Origin of the sequence: cf. Phormidesmis sp. LEGE 11477 (genome assembly GCF_015207105.1) — a bacterium.
Lineage (GTDB): Bacteria > Cyanobacteriota > Cyanobacteriia > Phormidesmidales > Phormidesmidaceae > Phormidesmis.
In genome coordinates this window covers 1-11,204 of the sequence record NZ_JADEXO010000161.1, presented here as the reverse complement: position 1 = coordinate 11,204, position 11,204 = coordinate 1, and the positions used below count along the sequence as shown (strand labels likewise).

General features: G+C 50.6%; 14 protein-coding genes and 1 other RNA gene. 12 read left to right on the top strand and 3 right to left on the bottom strand.

The genetic code is table 11. The annotated features are described in order from the left end of the window. Positions 1–372 precede the first annotated feature (372 nt). From IQ256_RS26635 to IQ256_RS26615, 5 genes are all read left to right on the top strand, one after another. Complete coding sequence (locus tag IQ256_RS26635) at positions 373–1,365, top strand: hypothetical protein (protein WP_193858724.1); 993 nt, start codon at positions 373–375, stop codon at positions 1,363–1,365. Between the two features lie 56 nt (positions 1,366–1,421). Then, an RNA gene (gene rnpB, locus IQ256_RS26630) (RNase P RNA component class A) lies at positions 1,422–1,824 on the top strand. A 53-nt stretch (positions 1,825–1,877) separates the two neighbouring features. Next, a complete protein-coding gene (gene rnc / locus IQ256_RS26625; RefSeq protein WP_193858723.1) occupies positions 1,878–2,645 on the top strand; it encodes a ribonuclease III in 768 nt (255 codons plus the stop codon). Between the two features lie 110 nt (positions 2,646–2,755). Then, positions 2,756–3,805 (top strand): Gfo/Idh/MocA family protein, encoded by a 1,050-nt coding sequence (locus IQ256_RS26620; protein ID WP_193858722.1) that lies wholly within the window; start codon positions 2,756–2,758, stop codon positions 3,803–3,805. 150 nt (positions 3,806–3,955) lie between these two features. Next, positions 3,956–4,438: a hypothetical protein gene (locus IQ256_RS26615; protein WP_193858721.1), complete on the top strand. Its 483-nt coding sequence runs from the start codon at positions 3,956–3,958 to the stop codon at positions 4,436–4,438. Positions 4,439–4,573: 135 nt separating this feature from the next. Here the strand turns inward: IQ256_RS26615 and IQ256_RS26610 are convergent, their stop codons facing one another. Continuing rightward, a complete protein-coding gene (locus IQ256_RS26610) occupies positions 4,574–5,167 on the bottom strand; it encodes an FKBP-type peptidyl-prolyl cis-trans isomerase (RefSeq protein WP_193858720.1) in 594 nt (197 codons plus the stop codon). A 167-nt stretch (positions 5,168–5,334) separates the two neighbouring features. Then, positions 5,335–5,658, bottom strand: a complete 324-nt coding sequence (locus tag IQ256_RS26605) for a phasin family protein (RefSeq protein WP_193858719.1) — start codon at positions 5,656–5,658, stop codon at positions 5,335–5,337. Positions 5,659–5,821: 163 nt separating this feature from the next. On the opposite strand from IQ256_RS26605, the gene IQ256_RS26600 reads away from it, so the two are divergent. The 6 genes from IQ256_RS26600 (at position 5,822) to IQ256_RS26575 (ending at position 9,664) form a co-directional block, all read left to right on the top strand. Further along, positions 5,822–6,163 (top strand): zinc ribbon domain-containing protein, encoded by a 342-nt coding sequence (locus IQ256_RS26600; protein WP_193858718.1) that lies wholly within the window; start codon positions 5,822–5,824, stop codon positions 6,161–6,163. A gap of 161 nt (positions 6,164–6,324) precedes the next feature. Next, positions 6,325–6,510, top strand: coding sequence for a hypothetical protein (locus IQ256_RS26595; RefSeq protein WP_193858717.1), 186 nt, complete (start codon positions 6,325–6,327; stop codon positions 6,508–6,510). 39 nt (positions 6,511–6,549) lie between these two features. Beyond that, the gene (locus IQ256_RS26590) at positions 6,550–6,942 is read left to right on the top strand and encodes a hypothetical protein (protein WP_228025318.1); all 393 of its coding nucleotides are present in this window, start codon (positions 6,550–6,552) and stop codon (positions 6,940–6,942) included. Positions 6,943–7,129: 187 nt separating this feature from the next. Beyond that, positions 7,130–8,764, top strand: coding sequence for a peptide chain release factor 3 (gene prfC, locus IQ256_RS26585; RefSeq protein WP_193858715.1), 1,635 nt, complete (start codon positions 7,130–7,132; stop codon positions 8,762–8,764). A gap of 168 nt (positions 8,765–8,932) precedes the next feature. Continuing rightward, a complete protein-coding gene (locus IQ256_RS26580) occupies positions 8,933–9,286 on the top strand; it encodes a hypothetical protein (protein ID WP_193858714.1) in 354 nt (117 codons plus the stop codon). Positions 9,287–9,493: 207 nt separating this feature from the next. Then, the gene (locus IQ256_RS26575; RefSeq protein ID WP_193858713.1) at positions 9,494–9,664 is read left to right on the top strand and encodes a hypothetical protein; all 171 of its coding nucleotides are present in this window, start codon (positions 9,494–9,496) and stop codon (positions 9,662–9,664) included. 76 nt (positions 9,665–9,740) lie between these two features. On the opposite strand, the gene IQ256_RS26570 is transcribed toward IQ256_RS26575, so the two are convergent. Then, positions 9,741–10,445 carry a DUF1361 domain-containing protein gene (locus tag IQ256_RS26570; protein ID WP_193858712.1) on the bottom strand — a complete coding sequence of 235 codons (705 nt, stop codon included), beginning with the start codon at positions 10,443–10,445 and terminating at the stop codon, positions 9,741–9,743. A 239-nt stretch (positions 10,446–10,684) separates the two neighbouring features. On the opposite strand from IQ256_RS26570, the gene IQ256_RS26565 reads away from it, so the two are divergent. Further along, a partial coding sequence (locus IQ256_RS26565; protein ID WP_255516244.1) for a lyase family protein occupies positions 10,685–11,204 on the top strand: 520 nt, incomplete at its 3' end.

The window sequence follows — 11,204 nt, the reverse complement described above, 5'->3', positions numbered from 1 at the left end:
GCCTCATGAGCACTTGCTCAATGCGAGTGTAGAGTTCCATAATTGATTTGGTTGAGTGTGGTAATTCAACCAGTCTCGAACATTCCTTGCCTTTTCGGTACTGGAATGTTCGGCACTCTACGCGATCGCTTTGCCGATTCCTGAAAAGATTCTACTTAGAGAAAAACTTCGCACTGTCCAGATCTTCACATTACTGGAGTATTAACCGTACTTTAGCGATTTGACTTTCACGGATTCTGATTTGACGATCTAAACTTAGCTACTCAAATAGTTCGAACATGAGCTAGATAGACTCTGGTTCACGGCAGCTCATGCTATATCCTGCAAATTTACGCGAGATTGCAGCATTCCGGCAGGATCGGTGTAAGCTTAATGGCAATTTACGACTGGCCTGCCGCCGCCTTCTTACCAAGGCTTGTGGTAGAAAACTCTACAGCCACTATGGATGCGTTTCTGCTAACTGTTTATTTTTTGGTCGTCACCTATGTTCTCTATCAGATGGCGCTGTCTATAGAAGACCGCCTAGAGGATAAGGTGATCATCCATTTGGATGAAGAATTCTCGGCAGAGCAAACGCAGGCACAGCTTTCTTTTCAAGAAGGCAAGCGTTCGATCAAGGTCAAAGCCGTGACTCAAGAAAGGGGCTTCAAAAATAGCAAGGTCAAAGTTCCAGTGCTTTGCCTGCTGATTGGCGATGCGCCCGATGTTTCAAAGATAGATCCTGCTGAGCTAGAAGGTCTTAGGAAGCTAGGGATCGATGACGGGGCGATCGCAGCCGTACTCCAGCCCAAGATTGAAATTCAAGTCAAGCCCACCGGTCAGCAGCCGATCAAGCCGCCGCTTCTGTACCTCACTGTCACCATTGATAATCGGACGGCGAACCTGCAAACTTACGTCAACTGGGACGCCAGCTCTTTAGAGATGTTCAAGCAGGGCAATCGAATTGTTCGCAGTACGCCGAATATGCCAAGAGACCTTTCTCAGGCACAGGTCCACAGCGTCGTCAATCCGGGGCAGGCCGTCACATCGAATGTCACCATCGAAAAAAACTATCTCTACGATGCCGCTAGCGCTCAGATACAACTAGCCAAACCTCTAGTCAGCCTAGAAGAACGGTTAGAGCGCTCAAAGCTAACCGATCCGACGACGGCCTCCAAGAACATTCAGCCGCTCTACAGTCTCGATCTAATGGTAGGACTAAAAACCACCACAGCGCCGAATAGCGATTTGATCAACTTGCTGATTCCTTTTAGCTTCACGCTAGAGATCAAGCCCGATCAGATTGCGCTGCCGCCTTTGCGATGGTTGCTCAGACGAACTGGTCGTAATAGACAGCGGCTGCGTAGCTGGCTTTGGGGAAGATAGTCTGGTGCAGCGTCAAACCTCAAAATTACGATTAAATGACGATACACTGTTCGTCTAGAGCTGGCTCAGTGGTTGCGGGGTGAGAGCGGATCTTCGATCTGTTTTCATCTTGAGGAAAGTCCGGGCTCCCAAAAAGTCAAACTTGCTGGGTAACGCCCAGTGCGGGTGACCGTGAGGAGAGTGCCACAGAAACATACCGCCGATGGAGAGGAAACTTTCACAGGTAAGGGTGCAAGGGTGCGGTAAGAGCGCACCGGCAGCATCGAGAGGTGCTGGCCAGGTAAACCCCGGTTGGGTGCAAGGCCGAAGGAGCGACGGTTGACTTTTTACCGGCTCCGTTTTAAGTGTGCCGCTAGAGGCGTTTGGTAACAGACGTCCCAGATAGATAACCACCTCATAGAAAAGGGCTTGGCCCTGCTTCTATTGAGAACAGAACCCGGCTTAGGTCCAGCTCTAGATTCTTTCTCGCTCGCTTATGTCTGCTCATGGCTAAAGGTCATAGCTGAAAAACCATGGCTAAGAAACGTGCTGATCTAAACCAGACTGCGCCGGCTGTGGTTGAGGATACTTCCAGCAGTGATGAGGCTTCAGCGTTGGAAAAACTGCTAGCGGATCTGGGCATTAGCGCAGTGGATGTCCGCTTAGATCTGCTGAAGCTGGCGATGATCGATATCTCTAGCTCAGCGACTCAGAACAACGAGAAGCTTGAATTTCTGGGGGATGCGGCGCTACGGCTGGCGGCGGCAGAGTTCTTGATGGAGCGCTATCCGCAGATGGCGGTAGGGGATATGTCGGCGGTGCGATCGCAAATTGTCAGCGATCGCACCCTCGCTACCCTAGCCAAACGCTATCACCTGCGGCGCTATCTAGTCTTGTCCAAAAGCGCCGCTGGCGACAAAGCCGGCACTGATTCGCGCCTAGCCGACACTTTCGAGGCCATCCTTGGGGCGCTATACCTCAGTGCAGGCGATCTGAGGCTGATTCGACCTTGGTTAGACACTCACTTCGTGCAGCTTACCGAGTCTTTGCAAACCGATCCAGCCAAGCAAAATTACAAAGCTGCCCTCCAAGAACTCACTCAGTCTCACTACAAGTCGCTGCCGACCTATAGGGTGAACGAAATTAGCCAGCTACACGGCGATGAAGAGCGCTTTCAGGCCGAAGCTTGGTTTCAAGACAAGCTCTGGGGCACGGGCAAAGGCCGATCGATGAAAATGGCTGAACAAGCCGCTGCGAAGATTGCATTTGACGCGCTCAAACAGGTAATCGAAGCTACCTGAAGCGGCGCTGGTCTTGATAGTTCCTAAGCTTAAAGGCTTTAAACCAGAATCGAACGAGCATTCTCAGCGGGCACTCTAGGTGGATAGATCACGCCTAGAGGAACAACCCTATGCCATCGACAGCAGCAAACCCAGAGCCTATTGATCTAGTACTGTTGGGCGCTGGGCGCTGGGGTACGCACCTATTACGCAATTTCTTGAACCATCCACAGATTCGGCTGCGCGCCGTGGTCGAAGCGTCAGAATCTCGGCTGGCAGCTTTGGCTGATCAGCTTCATGGCACTGGGGTGAAGGTGATCAGCGATTGGCAGGCGGCGATGGCGTTAGAGGGGGTTGTGGGTTGTGCGATCGCCACCCCAGCCGCCACTCACTACAAACTGATCGAAGCCGCCCTCGAACACAATCTCCACGTCCTCGCCGAAAAGCCACTGACGCTAGATATCGCCAGCTCCAAAGCGCTCTGTACTCTCGCCGCCCAGCAAAATCGCCAGCTCGTTATTGACCACACCTACCTCTTCCACAGCGTCGTTACTACTGGCAAAACGGCGCTGAAGAACCTCGGCACCCCCCGCTACGGCTACGCTACCCGCACTCACCTCGGCCCCGTCCGACAAGACGTTGACACTCTCTGGGATCTCGCCATTCACGACATCTCTATTTTTAACTACTGGCTAGGGGAGCGCCCGATCAAAGTTCAGGCACAGGGCAGTAGCTGGCTACAGCCGCAAATAAACACCCCTCTATCACCGAACGGACTAGCCGATCAAGTATGGTGCCGATTGCAATATCCCAGCGGCTTTGAGGCAACAATTCACCTATGCTGGGCCAATCCTGACAAGCAGCGGCGGCTGGCTGTGGTGTGCGATCAAGCAACGCTCATATTCGACGAAATGAACAAAGCAGCGCCTTTAATCCAACAAAACGGTAGCTTTACCCAAAACAACAATCAATTCACGCCTCAAAACCTATCAACGCAGCCAGTAGAAAGTCCGGCAACCGAACCACTTAGAAAAGTTTGTGACCATTTTGTTACCTGTATCCAACAAAATCAGCCTTCAGCTATCTCATCAGCCGAGATAGGCACTCAGCTAGTCTCTGTTCTCGCTGCTCTTTCTGACTCTATGAAGCAAAATGGCGAATGGATATCTGTAGTTGCCTAGGCAATGGATTCTTGATGTGATCACAGATGATCTCAACAGGAATCACCCGGATGGGTACTAACCTATGTCATTTTTTCTAGCTAACTTTGAGAAAGCAAATAGTTAAAAGCAACAACGTTTCACTAATTCACTAAATAGTTAGGAGAAAAAATGGCAGGCATTAAAAGTCTTAAGGTGTCCGTAACTGAACCACCTGCTCAGGCACGGGTTGAAGCTACTGTTACCTTCTCGCAGAAAGAACAGGAGCTTGGATTAAAATATATACTTTGGGTTACTCTGTACGACAAAGATCTAGGTCGCGATCAACAGTGGTTATATCCCAACTTCCCGTACATGCCTTCTGCTCAGTGGGCAAAGTCAGACAAGGACGATTTTCTCATGTATTTACCTGGAAAATGGCTTAATCCGACTCAATCAGAAGTTGTTGTCCCGCTCTCAGCTTCTTTGACAGAGCGGGACAATAGAGGTATTGATGCAACCCCTCGGGTTCGCAGCGCTATCTCTAATGACGCTGACAACAACGGGACTCTTGAACTCTATGCTAGAGCCGTTGTTGTGCCTGAAACATCTTATGCGGTGAGATACAGCAGCACGCAACCAGTACCCATGAGCGAGTTACAAGTAGCTTTCTAAAGATCTTCTGCCTATAGGTGCGGATTTGACAGCTGTTACACAAAGACCCCTGAACACACAGAACTTGTCTGATGCGCTCAGGGGCGAGGATCTGCAATATTCTCTACTTCGTTGAGTCAGACTGACTATAGATGCCTAGCTACCAATCCGTAGCAGCTCTACGTCAAAAATCAGGGTTGCGTTCGGTGGAATCACACCGCCTGCACCGCGAGCGCCATAGCCTAGATCCGGTGGAATAATCAGCTTGCGTCTGTCGCCGACTTTCATCATGCCAACGCCCTCATCCCAGCCTTTGATCACCTGGCCGCGACCGACGGTGAAGTTGAATGGCTTGCCGCGATCGCGCGAACTATCAAACTTAGTCCCGTCTTCTAACGTGCCGACATAATGCACAAACACCCGGTTACCCGGCTGCGGCGAAGCGCCGTCACCTTCAGCAATCACCACATACTGCAAGCCAGAATCCGTCGTCACGACCTCTTCATTTGACTCTACACCTGGCACCATCGCATCTTCAGCCATTGCATCCCCTGGGGTATCGTTTTCCAACAAATCACTGGCGCTCTGGGCGATTAAAGTTCCTGAATCTTCTATCCGCTCTACAGCCGCAGGCGCACTAGAAACACTATCTGCCACTGCCCTTTCACCATCGCCGCCAGTGAACTGAGCTACCAGCAATACCGCGCAGCAGGCCACCACCACGCCAAAGCTAATCAATATTTCTCGCATAGTTTTAATGTAGATAGCTCCTCGCAATCAAAAAGCTATAAAGTTTACTATTGGCAGTCTACTACTCAGCCACAGCCCTAGCGATTAAGAAAAGTACGAATGATCAACGTCTGTGTCCACATTCATCACCCATCGTTCATCCTTCCGACTTCTCTTCTGACTTCCCTTCAGCGCCACTGCTTATTTTCTAGATCGCGAAGCTGTCGCTCTAGCCGATCAAGCCGGCCCCGCAGCTCATCCATCTCCGACTGGCGAGGCACGCCCAAGTCCTGCATGATGTTACGCACCTGTCTTCGCATTTGCTTCTCTAAAGCGCCCTGGTCAATATTGAACTGAGTCATAAAATCATCGACAAAGCCCTTAGCCTGATCCGGGTCTAGCTTGCCGTCGCGCACTAGCTCTTCGCTCATCTGCTTTACCCGTTCAGCTACTAGCGAAGTGGTGCCAACGCCGAACATCAAAAGCTGTCTGAGTAGATTAGAGCTATCCATAAGTAATCTCCAAAGGCCGAAATAAAGACACAGATACCCCTTTATTTTGGCAAACTATGTCTATCGGCGACGGGCGGTTTACCGTAAGGCTAATTTGCTGTGGGTCTGTGCCCAGTTGACCTAGACGCCGTTCTTGTCCATTTTTCTGGCAACCCCGCTGGCTATGACGACTTGTCCTCGATGCGATCGCACCATCACTCCAACGGCCATCAACTGTCCCCACTGCCAGCTCGTCCTCAAAGCTCACGGTCATCCCGGCATGACCCTGCACCGGGCAAAGGGCGAGACATTCTTATGCGATACCTGCACCTACGAAGCAGACGACACCTGCAATTTCCCCAAACGCCCTACCGCCAAAACCTGCACACTCTATCAGAATATCAACGCGCTGCCAGAGAAGAGCGCCAAAGAGATCTATGCCGTTCCGTGGTGGCGAAAGATCAATAAATTTTGGGCAGGGATGATCGTTCTAGTCATCGTCAGCGTGATTATTACCGTTCTGTAGATCAAGTTTCGTAAGATCGAGTTTTGTAAGGTCAGATTTCCATAGCTTAAGAATCGATACGAGAGGCGCGATCGCCTCAAAAAGCTGTGCTATCACAAACACTAGAACTTTTCCAAACTGCAGGTTCAGCCGCCTCCATCCAACTACCCCCGATCTAAACTATGCTCGCTTACACAACTGTTTCCAATATCATCCAACTGCCCTCCGCCCTAGAATCTGTCGTCTACCTCGCCGGACTGGTCGTCGTTCTAGCCGCACCCTATCTCTTTTTCAACCTAGTAGACAAATTCAACGCAGCGACTAAGCCTGCTCAAAAGACTACGAGCGATCGCCCCAGCGAACTGTAATTCAAAAACCCTACAGCCACTGGCAGTGAGGTTTTCGACTTGGACGGATTGGGCAACTCTGACGAAAGCGCTGATAGAGCTGAGACTATCGAGAAGCTAAAGAGACTGGTTGATGAAGCGAGCACCTTAGCCAAGGATGGCAAATATCAAGAGGCAATAGAATTTACAGATAAGCTCTTAGAAGATTATCCAGACTTTGCTGGCAACATCTATGCGCTCAGAGGAACGATCCATGGGTTGATGGACGAGATAGAAGTTGTGATCGCAGAAATCAGAAAAGGAGAAGCTATCTGCGAAGCGCGAGGTGATTCACAAGGCGTTGAGATCATGAAGCAGTTTGCCGACGATCTGCAATACAGTCTTGATAGCGGTGAGTGGGCCGAAGAACTTGAAGAAGAACGTAGAATCGCCGAAGAGCAAGAGAACTATTGAAAGACGCTGTCGAAGCTCAGCAGAGATGAAGCTTGAAAAAGTTGAAGCCTAGAAGAAATCGATTCAGAGAGAAGGCTGCACCTAAGAATCGCCAGCGGACTAAAGGGCTCATACATGCAGGCCCATAGCCGCTCAGCGAAAGACTACAATTGTGTAGACCTGAGCCTGCTACCGATCGATCTAACTTATGACTTCCACCCTGATCTCCAAAAGCGAAATCGCTGAAGCCGTCGAGCAGCGCCGCAATTTTGCCATCATCTCTCACCCAGACGCTGGTAAAACGACGCTGACCGAGAAGCTATTGCTCTATGGTGGAGCCATTCACGAGGCGGGATCGGTCAAAGCCAGACGCGCCCAGCGACACGCGGTCTCTGACTGGATGGCCCTGGAGCAGCAGCGCGGTATCTCGATTACCTCGACCGTATTGCAGTTCAGCTACGACGATTACTGGATCAATCTGCTAGACACGCCCGGTCACCAAGACTTTAGTGAAGACACCTATCGCACCCTAGCCGCTGCGGATAATGCCGTCATGCTAGAAGACGCAGCCAAAGGCTTAGAGCCACAGACGCGTAAGCTGTTTGAGGTGTGTCGAATGCGCGACATGCCGATTTTCACCTTTTTCAATAAGCTAGACCGGCCAGGACGTGAACCGCTAGAGCTGCTAGATGAAATTGAGCAGGAGCTAGGGCTGACGACTTATGCGGTGAACTGGCCGATCGGCATGGGCGATCAGTTCAAAGGCGTCTTTGACCGCCGGAAAAGGCAGGTGCATCTGTTTGAACGGACGGCGCACGGTAGTAAAGAAGCAAAAGATACGGTGCTCGACTGGGGCGATCCGAAGATTCAAGCGTTGGTTGGCGATGAGCTGTTTGATCAGTTTGCCGAAGAGCTAGAGATGCTCGATGAGATTGGGCCAAAGCTAGATCTAGAGATGGTACATGCTGGGCAGATGACGCCCGTGTTCTTTGGCAGCGCCATGACTAACTTTGGCGTAGAGCTGTTTCTCGAAGCCTTCTTAGACTACGCGCTAGAGCCCGGTGTGCATGAGAGTACGATTGGCCCAGTACCGCCGACAAAAGAAGAATTTTCGGGCTTTATCTTCAAACTGCAGGCGAATATGGACCCGAGGCATCGCGATCGCGTCGCCTTCATCCGCGTTTGCTCTGGCAAATTTGAAAAAGACATGGTCGTCAACCACGCCCGCACCGGTAAAAACGTCCGACTCTCTCATCCGCAAAAGCTATTCGGCCAGGGCAGGGAATCGCTAGAAACTGCCTATCCGGGTGACGTCATTGGCTTGAATAACCCCGGCGTTTTCGCCATCGGCGACACTATCTATCAGGGTGAACCGCTCGAATACGAAGGCATTCCCTTCTTCTCTCCAGAGATGTTTGCCTATCTGAAAAACCCGAACCCTTCCAAATTCAAACAGTTTCGCAAAGGCGTTTCTGAGCTCAGAGAAGAAGGCGCAGTCCAGATCATGTATTCGGCTGACGAGTCGCGGCGCGATCCGATCTTAGCCGCTGTCGGGCAGTTACAGTTTGAAGTCGTCCAGTTTCGCCTAGAGAACGAGTACAACGTAGAGACGATGCTAGAACCGATTGGCTACAGCGTAGCGAGATGGGTCACCGGGGGCTGGCCAGCGCTAGAGAAAGCAGGACGCATTTTTAATACGGCAACGGTTAAAGACAGCTATGGACGCCCGGTTTTGCTATTCAAGAATGAATGGAACTGTCGTCAGGTAGAAAGCGATCATCCCGATCTCAAGCTCAGCAACACGGCCCCTGTCGTCTCGGGAATGCAGCCTGAAGACATATAGGCTGATGCGGATCGCAATATTCCATCTGAGATCTCATCTAAGCGCGCAACTGTCACACAAACCTGTGCTTCTATAGGAGGATGTCGGCCTGCCAGGGTTCGATAAGAATGAAGCCATGGGCGTGAGCTTGCGGTTCATTCTCTCCTTAAAATTCTTCCTCACAAATCTATGGCACAAAACGACATTGTTCAAAAGGGTGGAGAGATTCTCAGCCAAGTCACCAGCGCAGTTGAAGAAGCAGGAAAAGAGGTTGTTAGTCAAGTGTCTAATCTAACTGAAGCTCAGCCTAAAGAAGCGGCAGAAAAAGCAACAGAAGAAGCCATTCAAGCAGCGGTTGATCAAGCTTTAGATGTGCTACAAATCGCTGGCGATCAGGTTAGAGAAAAAGGCATTAATACCGAATGTGTCACCCTAAAAGCGAGCGTAGGCATTCCTAACGTAGCGCAGCTAGAGGTCAGCACGGATGTTCCTAGCAAACGCGAAAGTACTAAAGGTAAAGGCTTTGAAGTAAAGGTCAGCTAATGGCTTTGGTATCATCCTTGGTTAACTGTACCTTCTAGAAATTTTGCGTAGAGTCTGGGCATCACACAAGGCTCAAGCCGCCTGATGATAGATTGCATCACTGAAGTTATTAAGCCTTACTAAGGTTATAACTGTTTGATCCCCATCTCCTATCTCGATTGCTACGATAGGAGAGTAGCCTACCAAAGAATCCGAAGGAGGTCTGCTATGAATGTGACTATTCTTTGTTTAGTGCTGGCTGTGCTCGCGCTGACTATCCTTCACGTTCCCAGCGTTATGTTAACCCTAGGGATTGTGGTCTTTTTAGTGGGCTTTAGCGTCAAGTTCTTTTGGACCGTGCTACAGACCTTCTCGTCTCCAGAGCCTATCAGGGAGTAGACGGTGGAACTGACTAGCTCACTGTCAATATCGACAATGTCAATCGCCTGCTGCTTTCTGATGAATTGGCTAGTGCCTAGTTCCACTGCCGCCGCTGCTCGCGCGATCGCCAGTACCAGATCATTGCAAGACTCACCTGCTTCAGCGGCCAATACAGCGCGGCAATCACCACGAAAGTTACCAAGATAATCATCATCGGCTCTGGGCGCAGCAAATCTCTTAGAACATAAAGCACCAGACGCTGTGGCCCAGTCACAATATCCCAGCTATTAAATCGGGGAAAACGCCCTAGGTAAATACCAATTGCACAGAGCAGGTGCAGCGTCAGCTCGGCAGCTAGAACCCACTGCCTCCACCCTCGTTTGACCAGATAGCGGCCTAGATTGATCAAAGACAGCACATATGCCTCCGTGCCAATCAGCATGAATATCAGATACTGCGGAATCAAAATCAGCACAATCGTCGGCAGCGATGCCCCTGATTGAATGAAGCTGACTAAATGAATAATATCCGTGAGCACGTAAGGTGCATTAGGCAAAAAAGCAATAAAAAGAGCGCAGCCTAGCCACCAGCTCAAGCGACGTATGCCCAGAGGTGTATTTAGAGAGTCTGCACTAGAGCAATCTCGCGCCTCGAAAGGAACGTCGCTAAAGCGAAACAACCACAGACTAAGTACAAGCGGAATCAAGGCTAAAAAAGTATTCCACAGCATAAAGTCCATACTGCGGTGCGCCACGCTCAGCGCATCTGCTATCCAAACGGTGAGATTAAGATCGGTCATAGAAATCTAAGCAAGTTCCTCTGTAAGGGTGGTCGCTGTAATAGTTGTATAGCAACCCGCGCTTAGCTTGCACCATTATCAAGAGCAACGACCGTTATCCAAAACTGTAGCTAGCGGCGGCCTTGGCTCGCTGTGAAACCGAAGGTTTCTTGACAAAAGCCCAACGAATCACAAATCGTGTGGGAGCCTAGGACAATTACCCGATAAAATAGTCCGGTTGCTTTTGGCGATCGCACCCCTTGATAGAACGCTATACCCTGCCCGAAATGGGCGAGCTTTGGACCGACGAATACAAATTTCAGACTTGGCTCCAGGTAGAAATTGCCGTGTGCGAGGCACAGGCGCAGCTAGGTCGTATTCCCAAAGAAGCAGTAGAGACTATCAAAGAAAAAGCCGATTTTGACGTTGAGCGGATTCTAGAAATTGAGGCCGAAGTCCGCCACGACGTGATTGCCTTCTTGACCAACGTCAACGAGTACGTAGGCGACGCTGGCCGCTATATTCACCTAGGCATGACCAGCTCAGACGTGCTAGATACAGCGCTATCTCTGCAAATTGTCGCCAGTCACCAGCTGATTTTGACCCACGTCGAAAATCTAATTCAGGCCATTCGCTACAAAGCTCAAGAGCACCGTGACACCGTCATGATTGGTCGCTCACATGGGATTCACGCCGAGCCCATGACGCTTGGCTTCAAGCTAGCTGGCTGGCTAGCCGAAATGCAGCGCCACCGCGAACGCCTCACCCGCATTCAAGACG